The 24,818-nt window shown below is 39.8% G+C and carries 28 protein-coding genes; 21 read left to right on the top strand and 7 right to left on the bottom strand.

Translation table 11 applies throughout. The features are described 5' to 3' along the window. Positions 1-68 precede the first annotated feature (68 nt). The 5 genes from HII17_RS02605 to envZ all read left to right on the top strand — a co-directional run bounded on the left by HII17_RS02605 (position 69) and on the right by envZ (position 4,469). Complete coding sequence (locus HII17_RS02605) at positions 69-719, top strand: DUF938 domain-containing protein (RefSeq protein ID WP_169074156.1); 651 nt, start codon at positions 69-71, stop codon at positions 717-719. Positions 720-781: 62 nt separating this feature from the next. Next, positions 782-1,282, top strand: a complete 501-nt coding sequence (locus tag HII17_RS02600) for a hypothetical protein (protein ID WP_169073748.1) — start codon at positions 782-784, stop codon at positions 1,280-1,282. 88 nt (positions 1,283-1,370) lie between these two features. After that, the gene (locus HII17_RS02595; protein WP_169073747.1) at positions 1,371-2,285 is read left to right on the top strand and encodes an alpha/beta hydrolase; all 915 of its coding nucleotides are present in this window, start codon (positions 1,371-1,373) and stop codon (positions 2,283-2,285) included. Positions 2,286-2,441: 156 nt separating this feature from the next. After that, positions 2,442-3,167 (top strand): osmolarity response regulator transcription factor OmpR, encoded by a 726-nt coding sequence (gene ompR, locus HII17_RS02590; protein ID WP_211185227.1) that lies wholly within the window; start codon positions 2,442-2,444, stop codon positions 3,165-3,167. Between the two features lie 12 nt (positions 3,168-3,179). Then, positions 3,180-4,469: a two-component system sensor histidine kinase EnvZ gene (gene envZ / locus HII17_RS02585; RefSeq protein WP_169073746.1), complete on the top strand. Its 1,290-nt coding sequence runs from the start codon at positions 3,180-3,182 to the stop codon at positions 4,467-4,469. A gap of 1 nt (position 4,470) precedes the next feature. Here envZ and HII17_RS02580 read toward each other — a convergent pair whose 3' ends face one another. The 4 genes from HII17_RS02580 to HII17_RS02565 all read right to left on the bottom strand — a co-directional run bounded on the left by HII17_RS02580 (position 4,471) and on the right by HII17_RS02565 (position 8,265). Beyond that, positions 4,471-4,776, bottom strand: coding sequence for a hypothetical protein (locus HII17_RS02580; RefSeq protein ID WP_169073745.1), 306 nt, complete (start codon positions 4,774-4,776; stop codon positions 4,471-4,473). Between the two features lie 305 nt (positions 4,777-5,081). Then, positions 5,082-6,692 carry a phosphoenolpyruvate carboxykinase (ATP) gene (gene pckA / locus HII17_RS02575; RefSeq protein ID WP_169073744.1) on the bottom strand — a complete coding sequence of 537 codons (1,611 nt, stop codon included), beginning with the start codon at positions 6,690-6,692 and terminating at the stop codon, positions 5,082-5,084. A 292-nt stretch (positions 6,693-6,984) separates the two neighbouring features. Then, positions 6,985-7,851, bottom strand: a complete 867-nt coding sequence (gene hslO / locus HII17_RS02570) for an Hsp33 family molecular chaperone HslO (protein WP_169073743.1) — start codon at positions 7,849-7,851, stop codon at positions 6,985-6,987. A gap of 6 nt (positions 7,852-7,857) precedes the next feature. Next, the gene (locus tag HII17_RS02565) at positions 7,858-8,265 is read right to left on the bottom strand and encodes an RNA-binding S4 domain-containing protein (protein ID WP_169073742.1); all 408 of its coding nucleotides are present in this window, start codon (positions 8,263-8,265) and stop codon (positions 7,858-7,860) included. Between the two features lie 182 nt (positions 8,266-8,447). Here HII17_RS02565 and gspC point away from each other — a divergent pair, with 182 nt between their 5' ends. The 12 genes from gspC to HII17_RS02505 are packed head-to-tail and all read left to right on the top strand — an operon-like array spanning position 8,448 to position 19,738. Beyond that, the gene (gspC, locus tag HII17_RS02560) at positions 8,448-9,413 is read left to right on the top strand and encodes a type II secretion system protein GspC (RefSeq protein ID WP_169073741.1); all 966 of its coding nucleotides are present in this window, start codon (positions 8,448-8,450) and stop codon (positions 9,411-9,413) included. Positions 9,414-9,415: 2 nt separating this feature from the next. Continuing rightward, positions 9,416-11,503 carry a type II secretion system secretin GspD gene (gspD, locus tag HII17_RS02555; protein WP_169074154.1) on the top strand — a complete coding sequence of 696 codons (2,088 nt, stop codon included), beginning with the start codon at positions 9,416-9,418 and terminating at the stop codon, positions 11,501-11,503. A gap of 2 nt (positions 11,504-11,505) precedes the next feature. After that, positions 11,506-13,035 (top strand): type II secretion system ATPase GspE, encoded by a 1,530-nt coding sequence (gene gspE, locus HII17_RS02550; protein WP_169073740.1) that lies wholly within the window; start codon positions 11,506-11,508, stop codon positions 13,033-13,035. Between the two features lie 10 nt (positions 13,036-13,045). Continuing rightward, positions 13,046-14,266 (top strand): type II secretion system inner membrane protein GspF, encoded by a 1,221-nt coding sequence (gene gspF, locus HII17_RS02545; RefSeq protein ID WP_169073739.1) that lies wholly within the window; start codon positions 13,046-13,048, stop codon positions 14,264-14,266. Positions 14,267-14,268: 2 nt separating this feature from the next. Then, on the top strand, positions 14,269-14,697 hold the full coding sequence (gene gspG, locus HII17_RS02540; protein WP_211185226.1) for a type II secretion system major pseudopilin GspG: 429 nt from the start codon (positions 14,269-14,271) through the stop codon (positions 14,695-14,697). A 45-nt stretch (positions 14,698-14,742) separates the two neighbouring features. After that, positions 14,743-15,330: a type II secretion system minor pseudopilin GspH gene (gspH, locus tag HII17_RS02535; protein ID WP_169073738.1), complete on the top strand. Its 588-nt coding sequence runs from the start codon at positions 14,743-14,745 to the stop codon at positions 15,328-15,330. Next, complete coding sequence (gene gspI, locus HII17_RS02530; RefSeq protein ID WP_169073737.1) at positions 15,323-15,700, top strand: type II secretion system minor pseudopilin GspI; 378 nt, start codon at positions 15,323-15,325, stop codon at positions 15,698-15,700. The genes gspH and gspI overlap by 8 nt, the downstream gene beginning before the upstream one ends. Continuing rightward, positions 15,700-16,329, top strand: coding sequence for a type II secretion system minor pseudopilin GspJ (gene gspJ / locus HII17_RS02525; RefSeq protein WP_169073736.1), 630 nt, complete (start codon positions 15,700-15,702; stop codon positions 16,327-16,329). The genes gspI and gspJ overlap by 1 nt, the downstream gene beginning before the upstream one ends. Beyond that, positions 16,316-17,305, top strand: a complete 990-nt coding sequence (gspK, locus tag HII17_RS02520) for a type II secretion system minor pseudopilin GspK (protein WP_169073735.1) — start codon at positions 16,316-16,318, stop codon at positions 17,303-17,305. Before gspJ ends, gspK begins: the two co-directional genes overlap by 14 nt. Beyond that, complete coding sequence (gspL, locus tag HII17_RS02515) at positions 17,305-18,513, top strand: type II secretion system protein GspL (RefSeq protein WP_169073734.1); 1,209 nt, start codon at positions 17,305-17,307, stop codon at positions 18,511-18,513. The genes gspK and gspL overlap by 1 nt, the downstream gene beginning before the upstream one ends. A 3-nt stretch (positions 18,514-18,516) precedes the next feature. Then, positions 18,517-18,987, top strand: a complete 471-nt coding sequence (gspM, locus tag HII17_RS02510; RefSeq protein ID WP_169073733.1) for a type II secretion system protein GspM — start codon at positions 18,517-18,519, stop codon at positions 18,985-18,987. Between the two features lie 7 nt (positions 18,988-18,994). Next, entirely contained in the window at positions 18,995-19,738 is a 744-nt protein-coding gene (locus HII17_RS02505; RefSeq protein ID WP_169073732.1) for a type II secretion system protein N, read from the top strand. Here the strand turns inward: HII17_RS02505 and yrfG are convergent. Next, positions 19,728-20,402: a GMP/IMP nucleotidase gene (gene yrfG, locus HII17_RS02500; protein WP_169073731.1), complete on the bottom strand. Its 675-nt coding sequence runs from the start codon at positions 20,400-20,402 to the stop codon at positions 19,728-19,730. The two genes, HII17_RS02505 and yrfG, sit on opposite strands and share 11 nt — an antisense overlap. A 94-nt stretch (positions 20,403-20,496) precedes the next feature. Between yrfG and nudE the strand changes: the two genes are divergently transcribed. The 4 genes from nudE to HII17_RS02480 all read left to right on the top strand — a co-directional run bounded on the left by nudE (position 20,497) and on the right by HII17_RS02480 (position 23,521). Continuing rightward, on the top strand, positions 20,497-21,057 hold the full coding sequence (gene nudE, locus HII17_RS02495) for an ADP compounds hydrolase NudE (protein WP_169073730.1): 561 nt from the start codon (positions 20,497-20,499) through the stop codon (positions 21,055-21,057). After that, positions 21,047-21,871, top strand: a complete 825-nt coding sequence (gene cysQ, locus HII17_RS02490) for a 3'(2'),5'-bisphosphate nucleotidase CysQ (RefSeq protein WP_169073729.1) — start codon at positions 21,047-21,049, stop codon at positions 21,869-21,871. Before nudE ends, cysQ begins: the two co-directional genes overlap by 11 nt. A gap of 32 nt (positions 21,872-21,903) precedes the next feature. Then, positions 21,904-22,479, top strand: a complete 576-nt coding sequence (locus tag HII17_RS02485; protein ID WP_169073728.1) for a YceI family protein — start codon at positions 21,904-21,906, stop codon at positions 22,477-22,479. A 229-nt stretch (positions 22,480-22,708) separates the two neighbouring features. Then, positions 22,709-23,521 (top strand): MaoC/PaaZ C-terminal domain-containing protein, encoded by an 813-nt coding sequence (locus HII17_RS02480; RefSeq protein WP_169073727.1) that lies wholly within the window; start codon positions 22,709-22,711, stop codon positions 23,519-23,521. A 27-nt stretch (positions 23,522-23,548) separates the two neighbouring features. Here HII17_RS02480 and HII17_RS02475 read toward each other — a convergent pair whose 3' ends face one another. Then, on the bottom strand, positions 23,549-23,791 hold the full coding sequence (locus HII17_RS02475; RefSeq protein WP_169073726.1) for a YheU family protein: 243 nt from the start codon (positions 23,789-23,791) through the stop codon (positions 23,549-23,551). Further along, entirely contained in the window at positions 23,788-24,759 is a 972-nt protein-coding gene (locus HII17_RS02470; protein ID WP_169073725.1) for a hydrolase, read from the bottom strand. The genes HII17_RS02475 and HII17_RS02470 overlap by 4 nt, the downstream gene beginning before the upstream one ends. Positions 24,760-24,818 lie beyond the last annotated feature (59 nt).

The following is a 24,818-nucleotide window of genomic DNA, read 5'->3' as shown; positions in this document are numbered from 1 at the left end:
AAAAGCTTCGCTTTTTTTTATGATAAAACATTGTTAAAAACTTGGTGAAGCTAACAATTTTGAAATCTATGAAAGAGCAATGGCATAACTTTGCACCGAGTTGTGAGCGGAATAAAGAAGCAATATTTGAACATGTAAAACTTCATTGTGCTGAGGTAACCGAGGTGCTTGAATTGGGTAATTATTCTGGTCAGCATGCAAGTTTTTTTGCCAATAAACTGCCACATTTGATATGGCAATGTAGTGATCAACAGGAATATTTAGCTTCGCTTTCTCAAAACTTAGATGAGCATGGAACAAGTAACCTTTTAACGCCCATTTCATTAGATGTTGCTAACCATAATCAATGGCCGCGTAAGCAGTATCAATTAATTTATAGCGCAAATACATTACATATAATGAGTTGGCAGCACGTAGTATGCCTTTTTAAGCATGTCGCCGGGGTCTGTAAGCCAAATACAAAACTGATTATTTATGGACCGTTTAAATTTGATGGTGAATATACAAGTGCAAGTAATGCCGATTTTGATTTATGGCTTAAAGCGCGAGATAGCCAAAGTGCAATTCGCGACTTTGAAGAAGTAAACTTTTTAGCTGAACAGGCCGGTTTCGAATTAGAAGCAAATATTGATATGCCGGCAAATAATCAATTAGTCATTTGGCGTTTTAATAGATGTAACAAATTGAAATCTTTAACTGAAAAGGCCAACACACCTTAATACAATAAGTTATAATCTTAACAGGGAATGTTAATTAGCCATTATTTTTTGGAGTAGTGTCAATGGCAGACAAAAAACTTTCGAGTGTTGCATTGTTGCTAGGGGTTAGTCTATTAACTGCGAGTTTTACTTTGATAGCTAAAGCAGAGCAAAGTGCCGCAATGTCAGAACAACACAAGCAATGGCTGAGAAATGAGTTTGTACCTAAACATCAGGCAATTATTCCAAAAGTAGCGGTTGCCGATATGTTCTACGGCTGCAATCTTGATCGAAAAGTAGATCCAATTCCTTATCAGCTAGCTCAAATCATAGAAAAAATGGATAAAGGGCAACTTGCTGAAAAGCTTGATTTATGTCTTAAAGGTGATACTCCGCAATCAGATAGTGCGCTAAATTACGGTCTTGTTGGCTGCTTTACTGATCAACTTTCTGCTCTACCTAAAGAGGAGCGAGATGAGAAGATGGAGTTAGTGACGGGTGCCATAGAACGCCTTTCTCGCGAACAGCGCCAAAAAAGCTTTACCAAATGTGTCTCCGAGCAGGCAATTAAATATATTAAGTAACTTTGCAATCGTATTCATTGGTTTCGCTTTTTAACTTTACTGATCTTTTGTCATAGTTATCTAACTATTCTTTAGCGGTAAAGACATTATGCGATTATTACTCTTTGTACTTTTCTTTGTATTGGCAAATGACGGGCATGCTATTTCGGTTCAATCGGGAACACTAGCGACGATTGAGCAATTTCCTTCAAAGTTTGTCAGCAAGCGCAACATTCACATCTGGCTCCCAGAAGACTATAACGAATCGAACAATTATGCAGTGCTTTATATGCATGATGGTCAAATGCTTTTTGACGCAAGCACCACCTGGAATAAGCAAGAATGGGGTGTAGACGAAACGGCAGCTCGATTAAATAACACAAGCAATATAAGGCCGTTTATTGTTGTCGGAATAGACAATGGCGGACCTGATCGTCATAGAGATTACTACCCTCAAAAACCATTTAACTTGTTATCAATAGCCGACCAAAAGCGCTTTTATCAGATACCACGTGACGAGTCGCAGTTATTATTCAACGGCGCCGTGAATTCAGATAACTACCTAAAGTTTCTCGTACAAGAATTAAAACCTTATATCGATGAAAACTATGCGGTTGATACCAGTAAAAATTCGACTTTTATTATGGGCTCAAGCATGGGCGGTTTAATTTCGCTTTATGCGATAAATGAATATCCGGATGTCTTTGGAGGTGCTGCCTGTATATCGACTCACTGGCTAGGCGTTATGCCTCATGAAGGTAACCCTGCCCCTAATACTTTTTATCAATATCTAACGAATAGCTTAACTAAATTAAGTGACCACAAAATCTATTTTGATTACGGTAATAAAACACTTGATGAACACTATCCGCCATTGCAAAAGCATGTGGATTTGATCATGAAGAGTAAAGGCTTTACCAAAGAAAACTGGCAAACACTCTTTTTCGATGGTCATGCGCATACTGAAGAAGCATGGCAATCACGATTAGAAAAACCTATTTCCTTTCTAATGAAAAAGAAATAGGAAAAACAGCTTAAATGTTTCCTATTGATAACTAAAAGTTATATATGATCCGGTTGAATATATCCAAATCTTAACACTTTGTAACATTCTTGATTTTTCATGGTGAATATTATCGCTTATAGTGAAATCATTGAATAAGACCAAGAGGATGGGATTATGGGACAGGAAACGCAAAAAATATTAGTTGTTGACGATGATATGCGCTTAAGAGCTTTACTCGAGCGCTATTTAGTGGAACAGGGCTTTGTTGTACGTTCAGCCGCAAATTCTGAGCAAATGGATCGATTATTAGAGCGAGAAAATTTTCATCTATTAGTCTTAGATCTTATGCTGCCTGGTGAAGATGGCTTATCTATCTGTCGCCGATTACGTCAAAACGGCAATAACATTCCAATTGTCATGCTAACAGCTAAAGGTGACGAAGTTGATCGCATCATTGGTCTTGAGCTGGGCGCAGATGATTATATGCCAAAACCGTTTAATCCTCGTGAGTTATTGGCGCGCGTTAAAGCGGTATTACGTCGTAAAACCCAAGAAGCTCCAGGTGCACCTTCAATGGAAGAAAATGTCATTGAATTTGGTGAATATGCCTTAAACCTAGCGACTCGTGAAATGGTGAGAGGTGATGTGAATATGCCACTAACCAGTGGTGAATTTGCGGTATTAAAAGCCTTAGTTACTCACCCAAGAGAGCCTCTTTCTCGTGATAAGTTAATGAACTTAGCGCGTGGCAGGGATTATTCTGCGTTAGAGCGTAGTATTGATGTACAAGTAAGTCGATTACGTCGTATGCTAGAAGAAGATCCTGCTAAACCTCGCTATATTCAAACCGTGTGGGGCTTAGGTTATGTATTTGTGCCAGACGGCCAAGAAGCAGCTTAATTACATACTTTTATGAAGATATTGCCACGTAGTGCTTTTGGGCAAACGGTATTATTAATTGGTTTTTTGTTGTTGATAAATCAGGTGGTTTCGTATGTTTCCATCGCGTTATATATCTTACAGCCTAATTTCCAACAAATTAATGAACTACTTGCAAAGCAAGTACGCGTGGTATTTATTGATGTAAAAGATGCAGAGCTTAGCCCAGCAATGGCAGAAGCGTTTCAGCGAGAAACCGGTATCGGTGTCTATCGTGAAAAAGATGCGATGCGTTTGGGGTTGGCTAATGCGGTTTACGTAGAGTTTCGCTCAGCACAAATGTCTGAGCTATTAGATGGCCCGGCGGAAGTTAGAATTTCTCGAGGCGATGAATATCTGTTTTGGATAAGGCCACCACAAGCGCCTAGTCTTTGGGTCAAAATTCCATTAAGTGGTATTGAAGAATCAAACTTTTCGCCACTGATTTTCTTTTTAGTCATTCTTGGCGTGTTATCTGTTGCTGGTGGCTGGCTATTTGTTCGTAATTTGAACCGGCCTTTAAAAGCCTTGCAGCATGCGGCAGAAGATGTCGGTAAAGGTGAGTTTCCAGAGCCACTTGAAGAGCAAGGAACAACAGAAATAATGGCGGTAACCCAAGCGTTTAATCATATGTCAAAAGGCATTAAACAGCTTGAAGATGACCGTAATTTATTAATGGCGGGGATCTCACATGATCTACGTACACCACTAACACGAATACGCTTAAGTGCAGAGATGATGTCCGAACAAGATGAATTTCTTAAAGATGGCATTGAAGGCGATATCGATGATATGAATGCCATTATCGATCAGTTTATCGATTATATTCGTCATGACAGTAAAGATAAGCCTGAAATAAGTGATTTAAATGTGTTGGTTGATGATGTCGTCCATGCTGAAACGCCAACGGATCGCGAAGTAAACTATAGTGCTGGAGAAGTAAAACCTTTACCACTTCGTTATGTGGCGATGAAACGGGTTATCGCTAATTTAATACAAAACGCTATTCGTTATACGGAAGGTAAAATTCATGTTGCGACGGGTATAGAGAATAAGCGTTATGCATATATCACAGTGAGTGATGAAGGTGCAGGTATTCCGGAGTCAGAAATAGACCGACTATTCCAACCATTTACCCAAGGCGATAAAGCTCGAGGCACTGAAGGCAGTGGCCTAGGTTTAGCCATTATTAAGCGTATCGTTGATACTCATGGTGGCAAAGTGATCCTAGCCAACCGCAAACAAGGTGGTTTAGAAGCTAAAGTGTTATTGCCGCTTCAATAAGCTAATGGCTGACAATTTCTTCAATTTCTTTTTCAAGTAATGACTTAGCAAACAAATTACCTTCGTATGAGGCTCGTTTGCTTTTATCTTCCAAACTTTTAATTAATGCCTGTCTGTGCTCGTAATTTAACGTTGCTGTTTTTACGCGGTCATAACTAAAACGTGCAGCAGTTTCGCTTTTTATTAGATTGATACGAGCTTCAATGTCGACAAAGCGGCTAACATCGAATCGTTGACTGGATTGATTTTTCATATGCTGATAACGAGGTAGGCTTTTTATCAGTTGCTCATCGCTCCATAATTTCACTGCCAGATTATTTCGTCTTGTTAACCATACACATAACATAAGAAACAGGGTGAACTTAAATAGCAATAGATAAAGCATATTTACTCCCTTAAATGATGCGAACTCAGTTTAAGTTTAGTTCAAAATTTAACCAGTACAAATAAAGTGAACAATTCGAAAGGATGAAAGATAGTTTTTTATATGTTATTCAATGGGTTGTTTCGGAAAATGGATTTGTAACAAACCATTTTTCGAGAATTAAGTTTCTATGATTTAGATAAAAAAAAGCCGCATTCAATGCGGCTTTTAAACGATGTATATCTATTTTAAAGCTGAGGACCTGCAGCTACTAATGATTCACCGTGTGAGTTGTCTGTAAATTTATCAAAGTTATCGACAAATAAACCGGCTAAGTCACGTGCTTTAGTTTCCCAATCCGCTGCATTTTCATAAGTATTGCGAGGATCAAGAATGTTGGTATCACAATCGTGCAATGCTTTAGGTACGCTTAAGTTGAACATTGGCAGAGTAATAGTTTCAGCTTCTTCAATTGAGCCATCTAAAATAGCATCAATGATTGCTCGAGTATCTTTAATTGAGATGCGCTTGCCACTGCCATTCCAGCCAGTGTTAACTAAGTACGCTTCTGCACCAGCTGCTTTCATACGCTTCGTTAAAACATCGGAATATTGCGTTGGGTGTAAGCTTAGGAAAGCGGCACCAAAACAACTTGAGAATGTTGGTGTTGGCTCAGTAATACCACGCTCAGTTCCTGCTAATTTCGCTGTAAAACCAGATAAGAAGTAGTACTCTGTTTGCTCTGGCGTTAATTTAGCTACTGGTGGCAGAACACCAAACGCATCTGCTGTTAAGAAGATAACTTTAGTTGCATGCCCTGCACGAGAAATAGGCTTAACGATGTTATCAATGTGATGAATTGGGTAAGAAACACGTGTGTTTTCAGTTTTTGAATTATCATCAAAGTCTATCTTGCCATTTTCATCTACTGTTACGTTTTCTAACAGTGCATCGCGACGGATGGCATTGTAAATATCTGGTTCGTTTTCTTTTGAAAGGTTAATGGTTTTTGCGTAACAACCACCTTCAAAATTGAAAATACCGTTGTCGTCCCAACCGTGCTCGTCGTCACCGATTAATTCACGTTTAGGGTCTGTAGAAAGTGTTGTTTTCCCCGTTCCTGAAAGACCGAAGAATACCGCAACGTCACCTTTTTCACATACGTTCGCACTACAGTGCATTGACGCTATGCCTTTTAACGGAAGTAAGTAGTTCATCATTGAGAACATACCTTTTTTCATCTCACCGCCGTACCACGTACCGCCGATAAGTTGCATTTTTTCCGTCAAGTTAAAGGCTACAAAGTTTTCAGAATTTAAACCTTGTTCTTGCCAGTTTGGATTAGTTGTCTTCGCACCATTCATTACGACGAAATCTGGTTCGTAATCTTTTAATTGCTCTTCAGTTGGGCGAATAAACATGTTTTTAACGAAATGAGCTTGCCATGCTACTTCAGTGATGAATCGCACTTTTAAACGAGTGTCTTCGTTAGCACCACAATAAGTATCTACGACAAATAAACGCTTACCAGAAAGTTGTGTGGTTACTAAGCTTTTTAGTTCACCCCAGGTTTCTGTGCTCATAGGCTTGTTGTCGTTTTTACCTTGATCAGCCCACCAAACCGTGTCACGCGTAGTGTCGTCACGAACAATGTATTTGTCTTTAGGTGAACGACCCGTAAAAATTCCTGTATCAACTGAAACTGCACCGAGCTCAGTTACATAACCTCTGTCATACCCTTCAAGACCGGCTTTTGTTTCTTCCTCGAATAATAATTCGTAAGAAGGGTTATAAACAATCTCTTCAACGTTATTGATGCCGTAAAGAGATAAGTCGATAGTGTTTGCCATTGCAGACATAGTTTGCACTCTCCAAAAAAGGGTATAACAAAAAAATTAAAGTTTTTACTCAGTTCGCGCTGAGGCCACTAATTCTAGGGCAATGTTGCTCAAAACAAAAGCAATAATTTTTTCTGACTGAAAGTTTTCATCTTTTATTACACTAAAGCGGTTATTTGACAGTTTTTTTATGTAATAAAACGACATTTTTTGTTTTTGACTGAAAAACTGACCAACTGGAAAGTGAGAAAGAATAGGGCTTAATAATAAAAAAGGGCGCTTAATAGCGCCCTTATCTTAAATATCTTCTTAACTAGTGTTTTGTTTCAGTTAAATATGCTGAAAGCTGCTGTTCGTTGAATGCATAAGTAGTTAAGCAGTAATCGCAAGTCATACTAACGTTGCCTTGTTCTTCAAATATGCTTTTTAGCTCGCTTGCGCCAATTTGAGCGATAGCGCCTAAACACTTTTCTTCTGAGCAAGAACATTGATAAGTAACTGCTTGGGGTTCGAACAACCTTACTTGTTCTTCATGATACAAACGGTGCAATAATTCTTCTGCGGGTAATTCAAAGATTTCTTTCGCTGAAATGGTCTTTGTAAGTGCACAAAGGTGATCGTAATCAGCCATTTGTTGTTCTTTATCTTCGCTGTCAGGTAACAACTGAATTAAACTACCGGCAACTTTATTCGCCGCGATATCCGTGAATAACCAGATAGTTGTTGGAATTTGGTCTGATGTTTCAAAGTAGTTTGCCAAGCATTCAGCTAAAGTTGGCTTTTCCAGCGGAACAACACCTTGATATGGTTCACCTTTAAAAGGACGGATGGTTATTACCATGATGCCTTTACCGATAAGATCATGTAGTGTTGTTGCGTCAGACTCTTGCTGCAGTTTTGCCACACCACGCATGTTTTGTTGATGATCGCCGTTTATTGCCATGTAATTAATTGGCGCATCGCTGGCACCTTGTAGTTGAACTGCGATTTCACCTTCAAATTTTAACGTCGCGGTTAGTAGACATGTAGCCGCGAGCAATTCACCAAGTAACGCTTTTACGCCATCAGGATAATTATGGTTTTTAACAATATCTTGGTAAGCCTGATGAATTTGAACTAATTCTCCACGGGCGTGTTTATCATCAAATAGATAGCGATTTAACATATCTTGCGTAGACATGAGTTTTTATATCCTTTCTTTCAATTGACGAATTTGTCGTCGTTGTTTCTTATCTGGCTTAGTGTCAGTGGCTGGGCTAAAGAAAGCGCCTTGCTTGCGAGCCAAGGTATTACGATCTCTAGTTTCAACACTAACTTCAGTTTCTTGATAAAGCGTTTGCGCAAAAGTGGCGTCGCGGCGTTTATCCGCTAATGCGATAACGATGACTTCTTTTTCATCAAAGCCTTGTCTTACACGTATTTTATCGCCTATTGATACGGCTTTACCTGATTTGGTTCGTTGGCCGTTATAAAACACTTTTCCACCATCGATCATTGTTTTGGCAATGGCTCTTGTTTTATAAAACCTTGCGGCCCACAACCACTTATCTAATCTTGTGGTGCTAGACTCAGATGTTTGCTGTTTGTTACCCATGAACGAACACTAAATGCCACCTTAAAAAATGTGCGCGAAAGGTACCATAATTCGGCTAATTTCGCTAGCTATGGCCCCCTTTATGTAAATATTAGTTAAATTTCTTGTCGACTGCTTGTTGCATTGCTTATCGTCAAGTATCATCGGCTGATATTAACGCACATATAATTATAAATATTAAAATGCAGTTGCCTGATAATCTGGCGTCTTTTGGCGAATATCTTAATAAGCTTCCACAAGTCCAGATAGCAAAAGTAATTATTGTATTGATACTTGGCTATCTCGTTTACTTGCTGGCACAAATGACTTGGCAATTCGTGCCTAGCCAACATATACCTGATACATCGGTAGAGCAAAGTGTGTCGAAGTCCTCTAAAACGGTGAGCAACAAATTTGATGTAGAAGGCTTCATTGCGTTGAATTTGTTTGGTAATTATCAACAAGTCACAAGCACTGAAACTTTGCCCGAAGTTCAAGATGCCCCAGAAACTAAATTGAACTTAATATTGGCAGGCGTGGTCGCATCTAGCGACCCGGAGAATGCTGCAGCGATTATTGAAAATAATGGTAGTCAAGAAACCTATGGTATAGGTGACAAAATAAAAGGCACTCGTGCTCAGTTGAGTCAGGTTCATTCAGACCGTGTGTTGATTAAGCAGTCTGGTCGGATGGAAACCCTGATGTTAGATGGCTTTGATTACAGTAAAAAAGGTAGTGTCACGAAGTCGTTATCTAGTCGTGATAATATCAGGGAAAAGCGTAATCAGTTAAAGAAAAATTTGCCAAGTCCAAGTCGCAGAGACACGGTTGATTTACGGAATAATAAAGCGCTGACCAAAGCAGTTCGCGATTTAAAAAATGATTTGACGGATAACCCCGGAAAAATTAGTGATTATTTGAAAATATCTCCCAAGAGGGCACAAGGCAAGGTCGTCGGTTACCGTCTTATGCCAGGGAAAAATTCTGAGTTTTTTAGAAATTCGGGTTTAAAGTCAGGTGATGTAGCGGTTCAGATGAATGGTTTAGATTTATCGATACCGAGTGAGTCTGCACAAGCATTAAAATTATTAAGAGAAGCTAGTGACATGGCTTTACTAGTTGATCGAAACGGAGAGTTAACAGAAATTCTGTTTAGCATTGCACAATGAGAATGAATAAAAAATTTAATCGTAAAACTCTAGCGCGCATTATTACACCAATGGCTTTAGCTATTGCATTAAGTCATGCGCCTATGATTGAAAGTGCCTATGCTGCACAGTTTTCACCTAACTTTAAAAATACTGACATTAATGAGTTTGTTAATATTGTCGGTCGTAACTTGCAAAAAACCATGATTGTTGACCCGAATGTTAGGGGCAAGATTAATGTGCGTAGTTATGACTTGTTAAGTGAAGAGCAATACTATCAATTCTTCCTAAACGTGTTAGAGGTTTATGGCTTTTCGGCCGTAAAAATGGATAACAACATAGTTAAAGTTATTCGAAATAAAGACGCAAAAACTTCGTCAATCCCAGTGGTTGGTGGTGAAAACTCGTTGAAAGGTGACGAAATGGTCACCCGAGTTGTTGAAGTTAAGAACGTTACGGTTCGTGAGTTAGTACCTTTGTTACGCCAACTATCAGATCAAGCAGGTTCGGGGAATGTAGTAAATTACGACCCAGCTAATGTCATTATGATTACTGGTACTGCCGCAGTTGTAAATCGTCTCGTTAATATTATTGAACGTGTCGATAAAGCAGGTGACCAAGATGTACAAATCATTAAATTAAAATATGCGTCTGCTGGTGAAATGGTGCGTATTATTGATGCAATGAATAAGCCTAAGGCTGGCACTAAGGCTGGCACTCCTTCTTTCCTTATTCCTAAAATTGTCGCCGACGATCGTACCAATAGTGTTATCGTTAGTGGTGAGTCACAAGCTCGAGAACGTATCGCGAAATTAGTAGAACGATTAGACAGCGAATTAGAAAGCAGCGGGAATACTCGCGTTTATTATTTAAAGTACTCAAAAGCAGAAGATTTAGTCAAAGTTCTTGAAGGTGTCAGTAAGTCGATTGAAGCCGAAGATAGCGCTGGTAAATCAACTAAAGCAAGTAGCAAAAAGCGCAATGTAAGTATTGACGCTCACGAAGATACCAATACATTAGTGATTACCGCACAACCAGATATGTTGCGCTCACTTGAGGCGGTCATTCGTCAATTAGATGTGCGTCGCGCGCAAGTACTCATTGAAGCGATTATTGTTGAAGTATTTGAAAGTGACGGTGTTAATTTAGGCGTTCAGTGGTATCACGAAGATGCCGGTTTTACGCAATTTAATAATGGTCCAGCACCGATAAGCGCCGTTGCAGCTGCTGCAGAATCAGCACAAGGCGAGAAAGGTACAACTGTTACCACGATTGATGGTAATGGTAATCCTGTGACCACGACTAACCCTGATACCGACGGTGATTATACATTGCTGGCGCAAGTATTAGGCTCAGTAAACGGCATGATGTTTGGATTAATTGATAACGATTGGGGCGCAATTGTTCAAGCGGTGAGTTCTGATACCAATTCAAACCTGTTAGCTACGCCGAGTATAACTACCCTAGACAATGAGGAAGCTTACTTTATTGTCGGTCAAGAAATTCCAATTATCACCGGCTCTACAACAGGCAATAATAACTCAAATCCATTCCAGACCGTTGATCGCCAAGAAGTGGGTATTAAGTTAAAAGTTACACCACAGGTTAATGAAGGTTCAGGTGTTCAACTAACAATTGAACAAGAGGTTTCTTCTGTTAGTGGTGCTACAGGCGTCGATGTTTCTATTAATAAACGAGAAATTAAAACTACTGTTATGGCTGACAATGGTAAAACAGTCATTTTAGGTGGTTTAATTGATGAAGATGTCCAAGAAAGTGAACAAAAAGTACCGTTATTAGGTGATATTCCAATTTTAGGGCATCTGTTTAAGTCTACCGGCAATAGCGTTCGTAAACGTAACTTAATGGTGTTCCTGCGCCCAACCATTATTCGTGATGGCGAAGTAATGAATGAAGTGACTAAAAACAAATATAACTATATGCGTGCTGAAGAAATCTTAAAGCAAGAGCAAGGCTTAAGCTTAATGGATGATGCTAAGTTACCTATCTTGCCTGAATGGAATGATGAATTATCGTTACCGCCTTCCTACGAAGAATATATGGAAGGCCGTGAAAAGGCGAAAAAAGACCAACAGGAAGATGAGCAGTAGTCATGTCTGAGGTTTCGCCATTAATTAGTGACACAGAGCAGGCTTCATCACTGCAAGCCGATAATACAGTCAAACAATTACCGTTTGGGTTTGCTAAGCGTCATAGTGTTTTGCTTGAAGCTAATGAGCAAGGCTATGTACTGCACTGCCATGAGACGAGTTCTCCCGACGCTTTGTTAGAAGTAAGGCGATTTCTTGGTGAACCTTATCAAGTTGATATTCAAACACCTGAGCAGTTTGAACAAATGTTGACTGAGGCATTTCAACGCGATTCGTCAGAAGCAAAACAAATGATGGAAGATATTGGTAATGAAGTAGACCTTTATTCCCTTGCTGATGAAATGACTGAAACGGAAGATTTGCTTGAAAATGAAGATGACGCGCCAATTATCAAGTTAATTAACGCTATGCTCAGCGAAGCAATAAAAGAAAATGCGTCGGATATTCACATTGAAACTTTTGAGCAAGTTTTACAAATTCGCTTCCGTATCGACGGCGTATTACGTGAAGTATTAAAGCCTAATCGCAAACTTGCCTCATTATTAGTTTCACGTATTAAGGTTATGGCCAAGCTTGATATTGCAGAAAAGCGTATTCCACAAGATGGCCGCATTTCTCTTCGTATTGCAGGTCGTGCAGTAGATGTGCGTGTCTCGACAATGCCAACTGGGCATGGTGAACGTGTTGTGCTGCGTTTATTAGATAAAAATGCCGCTCGTCTTGATTTACAAGATTTAGGTATGACAAATGCCAACAGAGAGAAATTTTCGAATTTAATCGACAAACCTCATGGCATTATTTTGGTTACAGGGCCAACAGGGTCAGGTAAATCTACAACATTGTATGCGGGATTGAGCCAAATAGATCACCGTGAACGCAATGTCCTAACTGTTGAAGACCCTATTGAATACGCTATTGAAGGTATTGGCCAAACGCAGGTCAATACTAAAGTTGATATGACTTTTGCTCGCGGTTTACGAGCCATACTACGTCAAGATCCTGATGTAGTGATGGTTGGTGAAATTCGTGATTTAGAAACGGCACAAATTGGTGTTCAAGCAAGTTTAACGGGTCATTTGGTATTATCGACACTACATACCAATACGGCTGCTGGCGCTATCACGAGAATGGAAGACATGGGTGTTGAACCTTTTTTACTTTCTTCGAGTTTGTTAGGGGTACTGGCTCAACGGTTAGTGAGAACCCTTTGCCCGCATTGTAAAGAATCTCACCTTGCTGATGAAGAAGAACTCAATATTCTTGGTTTATCGGAAGGTCATCAACAAACGATTTATCGAGCGACTGGCTGCCCAGAATGTAACTTTAAAGGCTATAAAGGCCGAACAGGCATACATGAGCTACTGTCCGTTGACGATAAAGTACGAGAATTAATTCATAACGGTAAAGGCGAACAGGCGATTGAAAAATTTATCCGAAAATCAACGCCAAGTATTCGCCGGGATGGCTTTGACAAAGTACTTGCTGGCATCACAACACTAGAAGAAGTGTTGCGTGTGACAAGAGAAGACTAACGGAAGAGTAATGGCAGCATTCGATTATTTAGCCGTTAATGAAAAAGGCAAAAACGTGAAGGGTGTAATTGAGGGTGATACACCTCGTCATGCGCGAAGTCTATTGCGTGAGCAAGGACTAATGCCAATTGAAATTACCGCCAGTCTACAAAAAAATGCCAGTACATCGACAGGGAAAGCGAGTCGCAAAGATAAAATTTCAGCGAGCGATTTAGCATTAATTACTCGCCAGCTAGCTACCCTAGTAGAATCGGGCTTGCCGTTAGAAGAAGCGCTAATGGCAGTCGCCGAACAAAGTGAGAAGAATCGCCAGAAAAGTATGGTGATGGCGGTTCGAACCAAAGTAACTGAAGGTTATGGTCTTGCCGAAAGTATGGCGGAATTTCCTCATGTATTTTCTCATTTATTTCGAGCAATGGTTGCCGCAGGTGAAAAATCAGGACATTTAGACAATGTTCTTAATCGATTGGCTGACTACACTGAGCAACGACAGCAATTACGCTCACAAATGATCCAAGCATTGGTTTACCCTATTATTATGACAGTCGTAGCCATAGGTGTTATTGCCGTATTACTGACCGTTGTTGTGCCAAAAATTGTTAGCCAGTTTGAACATATGGGGCAAAACTTACCGGGGACTACTCAGTTTTTGATCAGTAGCAGTGAATTTTTAAGTAATTATGGTTTGGCAATTGTCCTCTTGTTAGCGGTAGCTATGTTGGGCTTTAGTCAGCTAATGAAAAAACCTAGTTTTAGGTTTTCTTTTCATCAGCGACTCATTGCATTGCCAATACTCGGTAAGGTGTCTCGTGGATTAAACACCGCTCGATTTGCTCGAACCTTGAGTATATTAACCGCTAGTGCGGTGCCGCTATTAGAAAGTATGCGGATAGCGGGTGAGGTATTAGATAACCTCTATATTAAACAGAAAATTAAAGAGTCAGCGGATAAAGTCAGAGAAGGAACAAGTTTGCGAGTTTCTTTAGAGCAAACGAAATTATTTCCGCCGATGATGCTTCATATGATTGCAAGTGGTGAAAAAAGTGGTGAGCTAGAACAAATGTTAGGGCGAGCTGCAGATAACCAAGATCGGGAATTTGAAGCGTTAATGAATATTTCAATCAAAGCATTTGAACCAGCGCTAATGGTCACCATGGCCGGGGTTGTGCTTTTTATCGTGATGGCTATTTTACAGCCAATTTTACAGTTAAATACGTTAGTAGGAAGTTAATTATGCAGCAGCGTCAATCAGGTTTTACCCTGTTAGAAGTTATGGTTGTTATCGTTATTTTGGGGATTTTAGCCAGTATGGTAGTGCCTAATTTAATGGGAAGTCAGGAAAGGGCAAATGTACAAAAAGCAGTGTCTGATGTTACTGCGTTAGAAACGTCACTAAGCATGTACAAAATGGATAATTATAATTACCCATCAACTGAACAGGGCTTAGAAGCCTTGGTTAGCGAAACAGATATTGAACCATTGCCGCGTCGCTTTCCTGAAGAAGGTTATATCAAGCGTTTACCTAATGACCCATGGGGCAATGAATATCAATTATTAAATCCGGGCGAAAATGGCAAAGTAGATATCTTTTCAATGGGGCCAGACGGTGAAGCTGGCACGGAAGATGATATCGGCAATTGGAATTTAACCGACTATCAATAACGAGTTCTATTATTTACTGAGCCAGCATGCTGGCTCTTATTTTTTATGCAGCGTTTAATATCGTCAGTTCAGCAAAAAGGTTTTACCTTAATTGAGGTCATGTTAGTGATCTTGGTTATTGGCGTATTAATGTCTGCAGTGCAATTTACATTTCAGAGTAGTCAAAGTCATCAGCAGTTAGAAAAGGCTGCTGCTCGGTTTGCAGGTGTATTTGAGCTTGCCAGTGAGTATGGCATGTTAAATAACATAGAACTGGGGTTATTGGTGACCGATGAGGGTTATCAATTCGTCGGCTATGACGGCACTAAATGGACAGAATTACCAGAAGTAGATGCGTTGGCTGGTTATCAACTGCCTGCATCTATCGCGCTAGAATTAACCTTAGATGATTTACCAATTGAAAACGATATGCTTGTTTCTCATGAGCTATTTCAAGATGAGCAGGACGACTTTAAGCCAGAAGAAAAACCTATCCAGCCGCAAGTAGTGATTTTATCTGGTGGCGATATTAGTCCATTTAGCTTAGCGTTTTTCTACCGTGATGAATTCGCTCAAGATGAATTAGCAAGTTACAAAGTGACAGGCTTATACTATACGCCATTGACCATTGAAGGACCTATCTTCGATGAGTAAGCGATTAAGACTAGGATTCACCCTTATTGAAGTCATGTTGGCAGTTGCTGTTTTTGCAATAGCAGGTGTTGCCTTATTGGGCGCTGCGCAAAATAATTTTGAAAACTTAAGCCGTTTAGAACAGAAAACTGTGGCGAACTGGGTGGCGTCTAATCAATTAACGGCAGCTAGCTTAGATAAAACCTGGCCTCCTAAAAATAATCGTAAAGGCCAGACTGAGATGGCGGGGTCTATATGGTACTGGCAACAAAAGGTGGAACGCACGCAGGACAGCAGCTTACGTTCAATCACCATTGAAATTCGTAAAAACTCGGATGATGAAAAAGCGTTAACGGAACTCACTACTTTTGTTGCGAGGCCAGTTAAATAATGTCGCAACATGCAACGCGTGGTTTCACTTTACTAGAAGTGCTCATTGCTATGGCAATTTTTGCGTTAATTAGCTTATCGAGCTTTACCATATTCGATACAGTTTTCAAAAGTGATGAACAATCAGCATTGAAAAATAATCGTCTTAATGAACTTAACCGAGCTTTTTTAGTTATTGAGCGAGATATGCTGCAACTTTCTCGTAGAACTATCAGGATAAACGGCGAAGCACCGGCAGCAAACTATTTACACCTAGATGACCAAGGTTTTTTTTCGGAAACTAATGCGCTAGCCTTCGTTCGTTCTGGCTGGACCAACCCAGGATTATTGTTACCTCGTAGCGACATGCAGTCGGTAGCGTATCAACTAGCTGACGGCGTGCTAAATCGCCTGCATTTTAATTTTGTGGACCCTGTTGTTGGCCAAGAGCCGAAAATAAGACCTCTAATTCATGATGTAGACGACGTAAAGTTTGAATTTTACCAAGAGAGCAAATGGCAAAAAGAATTACAAGGTAGCAAGCTACCATTGGCGATAGCGATTATTCTTCAAACCCAAGATTTTGGTGAAATTAGGCGTCAGTTTTTAGTAGCTGGTGATGACGATGCTAAGGTAAATGATGAAAGCTAGTAATCGTGGTGTTGCACTTATCACTGTTTTGCTGATTGTTGCCCTTGCGGCAATTTTAGCGACCGAAATGACTGCACGTCTGCAAATGCAATTGCAGCGCACCAGTAATATTCAATTTAATCAGCAAGCATATTGGTATGCGATGGGGGCCGAGGCTTTTGCGAAAAGGGTACTAATTCTTGATAACGAAGATAGCAGTGATAAAACGCATTTAGGTCAAAAATGGGCTCAAGGCTATAACAGCTTTCCTGTTCCTCAAGGGGAAATATCGGGTGGGATTTTTGATTTGCATGCATGTTTAAACCTCAACGCATTGAAAGCAGGAAGTGAACAGCAAAATAACGGCCCGACAAAAGTACCGGCAAGAGAATCATTTGAGCGCTTAATTGTTAAACTGAATATAGAAGGTATTAGTGAATTTGAAGCTGAATATATGGCTGATGCGCTCACAGATTGGCTTGATAGCGACGATACCATTGTCAGTAGCGGTGGCGCTGAAGACAATGACTATGCAGGAAGGGAGTTTCCATACTTTACTGCCAATAGCTTTATTGCGAGCACCAATGAACTTAGAGTGATTGAGCACTTCACTCCGGCAGTCATTAATAGCTTGAGTCCTTATGTGTGCATTTTGCCGCAAACGAATAAGCATCAGATTAACATAAATACACTTACCGACGAACAGTCAGTATTATTGCAGGCATTGCTTGATATTAATGCTGATGAAGCTCAATCAATTCTAGATGCTAAAGATGACGATGGCTTTGATAATATTGATGATTTTTACAATATGCCAGAGCTAACTCAACTCAATTTAACCGATGATCAAAAACAACAGTTTGTTGTTGATAGCGAATATTTTACACTAAAGGCCAGCGCACATTTTAATGAGAGTTACTTCAATTTGGTTTCTACATTGCAAGTAATTGAAAATAAAAAAGTAAACGTGATTAGCCGCACCATAGGACGTTTTTAATGAGCGAGATTTTATATATTCGTTTAACCAGTAAACCACAACTACCAATTTCTTGGTTAGTCTGGTCGAATAGCCAAAAAGAGATTATCGCGAGCGGAGAGTTAGCCGATGCTCATGCGTTGGTTAATATTAAAGACAAGGCAGAAAACCGACAAGTTATTGCTATTGCGCCAAGTAGCGATGTTTCATTAAAAGCATTAAAAGTGCCAGGCAAATCTCAGAAGTCGATACGACAAGCAGTGCCTTATATGTTGGAAGATGAGTTGGCACAAGAAGTAGATGACTTATTTTTTGCTTTTGCCAATATTAAACACGACAGTAATGATCATAACTGTTTCACTGCTATTGTTGAGCGGAGTAAAATGCAGCAATGGCTAAGCTGGTTAAGTGATGCCGGCATTAGTTGTCAGCAGCTAATCCCTGAGGCGCTATTGTTACCGTTGCATGAACAGCATTGGACTGTGATTGCCATTAATGAGCAATTTGTCATTCGCCAAGGTCGTTGGCAAGGCGTTAGTTTAGATAACGAGCAATGGTCATTTATGGCAAATCAGTGGCAACAACTAGATCCTGTGCCAACATTGCATCACTACTCACCTATTGCTGACTTACCTGTTGTGGTTGAAACTGTTGCAGAGCCTGAAGAACTACCTTTAGCTCTATATGCTCAGTACCCTAGTAATGACATTAATTTACTACAAGGACAGTTTGCAGTTAAACGCGAGCGCTCACCAGCTAGAAAATACTGGCTTATTGCCGCCTCATTATTTGCCGTAACTTTATTGCTAAATATTGGTAGTAAGGCGAGTCAGTTGTACCAACTGAATCAGCAAAATGCATTACTAGAACAACAAATTATTGCTAACTATAAACAAGCCTTTCCGCAAACCAAACGTGTGCGAATTTCTACTATTAAATCGCAACTGAAGCGAAAAATAGCAGAAGCGGGTGGTAGTAGTAATAGTGAAGGTTTCTTGCCTATGTTGGCAAAGCTTCAAGTAGCTTTTAAACAAGTACCTGAATTGCAAACAAACTCGTTGAAGTTTGACAGCAAAAGGCAGGAGTTACGTATTCAAGCTGAAGCGAACAACTATCAAAGCTTCGAAAAATTTAAATCCTTGCTAGAACAATCTAGATTGCAAGTTAGTCAAGGAGCACAAAACAACCAAGGCGACCGCGTAACCGGTTCATTTAGTATTAAGGGGTAACAAATGAAACAGTGGTGGCAACAATTACAACAACGAGAGCAATACCTAGTGATAGCAATGTCACTATTAGTTGGTATTTTTGTTTTGCATCAAGCTGTTTGGCAGCCAGTGATTTCTGGCTTAGACAGGGCTGAAAAAAAGCAAAAACGAACGAAAGAACTACTCAGCTATGTAAAAGAGAGTACTGCAGCAATTGCAGCTTCAGGGAAAAAAACGAGCCGAAAAATTAATGGTGGTAGCTTATCGAGTATTGTAAATCGCACGGCAGGTCAGTATCAAATTGCTATCGCTCGAATTCAGCCGCAAGGTGATGCAGTACAAGTGTGGATAGATGACGTACCATTTGAACAGTTACTGCGTTTACTTGATAATTTGACCGTTCAGCAAGGGCTAAGTGTGAACAACATTGATATCAGTATTGGAAATGACCCTGGTGTTGTTAAAGTTCGTCGTTTAAATATCGCACGTGGTTAATTAAAAAATGAAATCAAAATTAGCCTTAGCTGGTGTTTTAGTCTTTTTATACTTATTTTTCGTTGTTGCACTAATTCCCGCTAATGTTGCTGTGGGTTGGTTTTCGCTACCTAAAGCACTTAAGTTGGGTGAAGTTAAGGGAAGCGTATGGCAAAGCGAAGTTAGCAGTTTAAGCTTCAATCAATTCGATGTTCAAAATATAACAGCTAGTGTAAATCCTTGGTCGTTATTACTGCTTTCGCCGAGTGCTGATATTACGTTTGGTGAAAGGTTAATGTCAGGCCCTCAGGGTAAGGCATACGTTACTTTAACTGCGAATGAACTAATGCTTAGCGATACAACGATTAATATTGCTGCCGGAGAAATAGTGCCTTTTATACCACTTCCTATTCCTGTTGAGGCATTTGGTGGTGTTGTGTTAGATATTAAGCAATTATCAATCACTTCCAATGAGTGTATACATGCATCAGGGACTATTCATTGGCGGCGCTCTGCAGTAATGGCATTAGAACAAAACATAGAGTTTGGTGACCTAAAAGCAAGCATTCGCTGTCAAAACAAAATGCTAGCATTAGAAATTGATCCGAAAAACAGATTAGGTCTTACTTATACTGCGCTATTAAGCTTAGGTGGTAAGGTTAGCGGGCAGGGGTATTTAAAGCCAGGCAGTGACTTCCCTACGGCATTAAAGCAAGCATTACCTTTTCTTGGCAATGCCGATGCTCAGGGGCGATACCCGCTTAAATTTTAGAATGATTTAGTATTTCTTTGGTCATTACTCGGTAATCGGTAATTGCTGGGTAATGATTAATTTCTTTGACTTCTTGTTTGCTGTCTGGGTTAGCGACAGCCAATAAATGTTTTATGCCGAACGTTTTGGCTGAGTCGAGTATAGTTAAGCTATCGTCAACAAATAGCGTTTGTTCATTGTCAAAATTTTCTGCTTGTTGCAATTGTTGCCACAGTGATTGCGACTCTTTAGTTACTCCAAATTCGTGGGTAGAATAAAGTTTATCAAAATACTTATCGAGCTGGGTTCGTTCAATCTTTAACGACAAGCTATCAGGGTGCGCATTAGTCACCAACACTATTTTTCTGCCGCTTTGGCGCAATGCCTGAAGAAATTCATCAGCATCTTCACGCAATTGTATTAAATGTTGAATTTCACGCTTTAATTCGGTGATTGGCAGCTGCGTTTGTTCAGCCCAGTAATCAAGGCAATACCAAGCTATTGTACCTTCTACTCTTTGGTAATGTGATAGCAGCTCATGTTGCGCATCTATCAGCGAAATCGCTTTAGTTTCTGCATATCTTTGCGGTAAATGGTGAAGCCAAAATTGATTGTCAAAATGCAGATCGAGAATTGTCCCATCCATATCGAGTAAAACGGTCGAAATTTCTGCCCAATTCAGCATAGATTTTTTCCATGAAAACACATTATTATGTCATTATAACGTTTGATTTAACTTCGCTACACCAATAGTTTTTATTTTTGCTCGCTGAAACTTTATGACCGATAAAAATCGTTTACCTGAAATTACTGATCGTCGCACTGTCGCTAAAAGTCGATTATTTGCTATTGAGCAAATCGATTTGGTTTTTAGTAATGGCCAAAAACGCGAATATGAGCGCATGCAAGGGGCTGGTCGTGGTGCGGTTATGATTGTGCCAATGCTTGATGATGACACTATGCTTTTGGTTAAAGAGTATTGTGCGGGTAGTCACAGTTATGAACTTGGTTTTCCTAAAGGGTTAATCGATCCTGGAGAAACAGGTGAAGAGGCAGCTAACCGAGAATTGCAAGAGGAAATTGGTTACGGAGCTCAAGAGCTTATTCATGTGCATGATGTTGCTATGGCACCTGCATTTTTTAATGCTCAGATGAAAATTTATTTAGCGAAAGGCTTGTATTCTTCTCAATTAGAAGGCGATGAACCAGAGCCTCTACAAGTTGTTCCTTGGGCTATTTCCGATTATCAATCTTTATTAACTCAGCCAGATTTTAATGAAGCACGCTCGATTGCTGCATTGATGTTAGTGCGAGATAAGGAGCTTAGTAATGACCGATGACAAGCTATTATCCATTGCCTTAGATGCTGCAAAACTTGCGGGAAAAGAAGTATTAGGTTTCTATCGAAAGCGCAATTTTACTTCTGAAATTAAAGAAGACGACAGTCCGGTAACGAGCGCCGATCTCGCTGCCAATGCCACAATAATGGAACAACTAAAAACACTAACTCCAGATATTCCTATTATTTCTGAGGAAGTGGGGCCGCTTCCGTTAAATGAGCGAGGTAAGTGGCAGCGCTATTGGTTGCTTGACCCTATAGATGGTACAGGTGAATTCATTATTGGCAGCGGCGACTTTGCGGTTAATATTGCCTTGGTGGAGAATGGTTGGCCGACTATTGGTGTTATTCATGCGCCAGAACACCACCTAACGTATTTTGGACAAACCGGTTCTGGCGCTTTTAAAGACAACGGTATCAGTAGTAAGCAAATACATGTTGAACCTTACACTCCAGATAGAAGGGTTAAGGTGGCGATTAGCCGTCGCCAAGAGCTAAGTTTAATGGGGCGATACCTTAATACTGATTATGATTTTGATTATGTGGCACTAGGTAGTTGCTCGTTGAAAAACTGCTTAATTGCCGAAGGTGGAGCAGATTGCTACTTAAGAATCGGTCCGACTGGTGAGTGGGACACTGGTGCAAGCCAATGTATTTTAGAGCAAGCGGGCGGTACCATATTGGATAGTGAATTTAACCCATTAAGCTATAATAAACGCGGCACCTTAATGAACCCTGACTTTGTTAGCTTAGGCGCTAAGGAATTTCCTTGGCAGAAAATTATTAAACCGCACCGAGCAAAACGGGATTTTTAATCCCTAAATTATTTATGAATAACAAGGATGATATGATGAAATTTAAAGCATTAGTTCTCTCTAGTTTAATCGCCTTTCCTGCCTTTAGTGCTTGGCAATTAGATAATACCAATTCAACCGTTAATTTCATTAGTACTAAAAAAAGTGAGGTGTCAGAAGTTCACCATTTTGAAAAGCTTATGGGTGAGATCGGAGATAATGGTACCGTAACGCTAGCAATTGACTTAGCTAGTGTGAATACCAACATTGAAATTCGCGATCAGCGCATGCGAGACTTTCTATTTAACACTGCAGAATTTACAAAAGCTACATTTTCTGCTGATGTGGATTTAGCCTTTATTAAGGCAATGGCAGTTGGTGAGCAAAAAGTAATTCCATTATCAGGCGTAATTGATTTACATGGTAAGCAACAGAAAGTCGATGTGAAAGTACAGGTAGTTAAATTGGCTGCTAATAGAATTTTAGTAAATTCGTTTAAGCCGTTACTGCTCAATGCTAAACAATTTGATTTAGCCGCTGGAGTCGCGAAATTGCAAGAAATTGCCCAGTTACCAAGTATTAGTAATGCCGTGCCAGTGACGTTTAGTTTGACCTATGTTGATAAATAACTAAATGGTGCATTTTGTAAGAAGAAGCCAGCTAATCGCTGGTTTTTTTAATTAACGACAAATGATAATGCAACTGTTTTGTCTTCAGGAATACGTTGCGAGAAATAATCGTTTATTAAGGCGCTATTGATTAGAGCAGGAAAAGTGAATTTCAAGACTGTATTACGCTTAATGTCTTGTATTAAAAATGGTGAACCTAAAAACATTTAGTTTCGACTAGCGAGGTAGAATGAAAACAGTTGTGCAACAACCAATGAATAATTGGCAATTAATTCGTGCGTTAGTTGCGCGTAAAACAGTGCCATTTGAGCAGTTTAAGCCAAGTACCATTCGTATTAATTATTTATCGACAAATGCAGAACAACGAGCGGCATTTAGATTGTTTTTTGATTGCCAACAAATTCCACCAAGCTATTTATTCAATATAAGCTACCGGTATATAGGACAGCTTTTAGCTCAAGCACATTTCTCAAGTAAGCTTATGGGGTTAATTCATTTATCAAGCCAATTTCAGTTACTAGAGAGTGTGAATTGGCGAGATACGTTTGATTTGATTCTGTCGTTTACAGCATGCAATCGTACTGACAAAGGGCTTATATATCGTATTGAAATAAATCTTATACAGCGTGATAAAGCATGTTTGGTTTGTGTGAACGAAATATTAGATAAAGATCTATCGTTTAGAAGCAGTCAGAAAAGAGAGCATAATCCAGCTTGCGGTGAGTTAATTGACTCAATTGACCTGGATGTAAAAAAAGCCAGAGCTTATGCCAAACTATCAGGAGACTTTAATCCGATCCATTTGTCGTCTGCTTCAGCTAAATTATTAGGTATGAAAAATTGTGTTATGCACGGTATGTTCAACTTGCACTGGAGCCTAACAAAAATCCCATTAAGTAGCGGTGTAAAACAGATTAATGCTAAATTTAATCAGCCTTGCTTTCTTCCAAGGGAGGTAAAACTTGTAGGAATGGACACTGGCACATATGGATTGTTCTCGAATAACTTAGAAAACCGCCACTTGCACCTGACATTAATGTAACCCTTTGTCTGGTAATTAAAATTTTAGCTACCAGTTTGGTTCATTTTCGCTGGTTTGCTCAAACTGCTCTTTAGGTAAAATATTAACGGTTTCATGCAGTTCTGAAAAAACAATGATCACAATACCTAATTTAAGTTGTACTTTTACATCATTAATTTTCTGGTCAATATCGACATCTTCTAAGCCATAGTCGGTTCCTTCTCGTAAGACAAATTCTTTTATTAAGTTATCCAGTGTATCTGGACTAATATCTTGATAGGGAATAATCATAAAAATTGTTTCAAGTACTGTGGCACACGTTGTTCAAGCCAAAATACCGGCTTCAATGGGTTGTTGCCAGTAACAAACCCGACATGCCCACCTTTTTCACTAATTTCAAAGGTTAGGTGTTCAGGAAGGTCACTATTGGGGACTATATCTTGATGGGAAAGAAATGGATCGTCGGCTGCGTGAATAAACAGGCAAGGTCGATTGATTTTGTGCATTACTGGTTTGCCACTTGCCTGTTGATAATAATGCTCAGCGCCAGTGAAGCCGTTAATAGGTGCAGTGACCATCTGATCAAAATCCCATAGTTTATCGACAGCAGCTAGTTTATCTGGACAGATATCGGGCAATAATTGCTGTTCCATTTTTTCGAAGGTAGAAGTTTTTAACATATCCACAAGGTATTTTTGATATATCTTAGAGCTGCCTTGACTAATTCGTTGACTACAACTGGATAAGTCTAAAGGCGCGCAGATAATACAGGCTGTTTGAAAAGGATTGTTTGGCGTTTGTGCAAGGTATCGTGTTAACGCATTCCCACCTAGCGAAAAGCCAACCGCAGCTTTGGATGCATCAGGATAAAGTCCAGCTAACCATTCTGAGATAAATGTTATATCTCTGGTATCACCTGAATGATAAGATTGTGCCTTGCGATTTGGTCTACCACTGCAGCCACGAAAGTGCATGAGCAGGCCAATCCATCCTTGTTGTTTGATAGCTGCAAGCATTCCCTTGGCATAATGACTTTCTGCAGAACCTTCTAGTCCGTGCAGTATCACTATAATGGGCTTCGTGTTGCTCGATTCTGGGAGCTCTGTCCAAACTAAATCTAAAAAATCATCATCAGGTGTTTCAAGCGTTGTTTGATGCAAAGAAAGCTGTTGGTTTTTCTTAAAGCTCTTAGCCAAAATTGTTTGCAAGTGGGCGTTACGCAGCCACCAAGCAGGTTTGAAAGTACTATCGATAATCATTGAATTTCTGACACAAAAAACGCCCACATAGGTGAGCGTCTGATTATACCTAAGATGAG

This window comes from Thalassotalea algicola (assembly GCF_012932965.1).
In the GTDB taxonomy this organism is placed as follows: domain Bacteria; phylum Pseudomonadota; class Gammaproteobacteria; order Enterobacterales; family Alteromonadaceae; genus Thalassotalea_F; species Thalassotalea_F algicola.
Note: the sequence above shows the minus strand (reverse complement) of the source record. Positions and strands in the feature narration are given on the sequence as shown.

Coding starts and splice junctions, on each gene's coding strand:
- HII17_RS02605 (WP_169074156.1), top strand. CDS start 69: ATGAAAGAGCAATGGCATAACTTTGCACCGAGTTGTGAGCGGAATAAA.
- HII17_RS02600 (WP_169073748.1), top strand. CDS start 782: ATGGCAGACAAAAAACTTTCGAGTGTTGCATTGTTGCTAGGGGTTAGT.
- HII17_RS02595 (WP_169073747.1), top strand. CDS start 1,371: ATGCGATTATTACTCTTTGTACTTTTCTTTGTATTGGCAAATGACGGG.
- ompR (WP_211185227.1), top strand. CDS start 2,442: ATGGGACAGGAAACGCAAAAAATATTAGTTGTTGACGATGATATGCGC.
- envZ (WP_169073746.1), top strand. CDS start 3,180: ATGAAGATATTGCCACGTAGTGCTTTTGGGCAAACGGTATTATTAATT.
- pckA (WP_169073744.1), bottom strand. CDS start 6,692: ATGTCTGCAATGGCAAACACTATCGACTTATCTCTTTACGGCATCAAT.
- hslO (WP_169073743.1), bottom strand. CDS start 7,851: ATGTCTACGCAAGATATGTTAAATCGCTATCTATTTGATGATAAACAC.
- HII17_RS02565 (WP_169073742.1), bottom strand. CDS start 8,265: ATGGGTAACAAACAGCAAACATCTGAGTCTAGCACCACAAGATTAGAT.
- gspC (WP_169073741.1), top strand. CDS start 8,448: ATGCAGTTGCCTGATAATCTGGCGTCTTTTGGCGAATATCTTAATAAG.
- gspD (WP_169074154.1), top strand. CDS start 9,416: ATGAATAAAAAATTTAATCGTAAAACTCTAGCGCGCATTATTACACCA.
- gspE (WP_169073740.1), top strand. CDS start 11,506: ATGTCTGAGGTTTCGCCATTAATTAGTGACACAGAGCAGGCTTCATCA.
- gspF (WP_169073739.1), top strand. CDS start 13,046: ATGGCAGCATTCGATTATTTAGCCGTTAATGAAAAAGGCAAAAACGTG.
- gspG (WP_211185226.1), top strand. CDS start 14,269: ATGCAGCAGCGTCAATCAGGTTTTACCCTGTTAGAAGTTATGGTTGTT.
- gspH (WP_169073738.1), top strand. CDS start 14,743: ATGCAGCGTTTAATATCGTCAGTTCAGCAAAAAGGTTTTACCTTAATT.
- gspI (WP_169073737.1), top strand. CDS start 15,323: ATGAGTAAGCGATTAAGACTAGGATTCACCCTTATTGAAGTCATGTTG.
- gspJ (WP_169073736.1), top strand. CDS start 15,700: ATGTCGCAACATGCAACGCGTGGTTTCACTTTACTAGAAGTGCTCATT.
- gspK (WP_169073735.1), top strand. CDS start 16,316: ATGATGAAAGCTAGTAATCGTGGTGTTGCACTTATCACTGTTTTGCTG.
- gspL (WP_169073734.1), top strand. CDS start 17,305: ATGAGCGAGATTTTATATATTCGTTTAACCAGTAAACCACAACTACCA.
- gspM (WP_169073733.1), top strand. CDS start 18,517: ATGAAACAGTGGTGGCAACAATTACAACAACGAGAGCAATACCTAGTG.
- HII17_RS02505 (WP_169073732.1), top strand. CDS start 18,995: ATGAAATCAAAATTAGCCTTAGCTGGTGTTTTAGTCTTTTTATACTTA.
- yrfG (WP_169073731.1), bottom strand. CDS start 20,402: ATGCTGAATTGGGCAGAAATTTCGACCGTTTTACTCGATATGGATGGG.
- nudE (WP_169073730.1), top strand. CDS start 20,497: ATGACCGATAAAAATCGTTTACCTGAAATTACTGATCGTCGCACTGTC.
- cysQ (WP_169073729.1), top strand. CDS start 21,047: ATGACCGATGACAAGCTATTATCCATTGCCTTAGATGCTGCAAAACTT.
- HII17_RS02485 (WP_169073728.1), top strand. CDS start 21,904: ATGATGAAATTTAAAGCATTAGTTCTCTCTAGTTTAATCGCCTTTCCT.
- HII17_RS02480 (WP_169073727.1), top strand. CDS start 22,709: ATGAAAACAGTTGTGCAACAACCAATGAATAATTGGCAATTAATTCGT.
- HII17_RS02475 (WP_169073726.1), bottom strand. CDS start 23,791: ATGATTATTCCCTATCAAGATATTAGTCCAGATACACTGGATAACTTA.
- HII17_RS02470 (WP_169073725.1), bottom strand. CDS start 24,759: ATGATTATCGATAGTACTTTCAAACCTGCTTGGTGGCTGCGTAACGCC.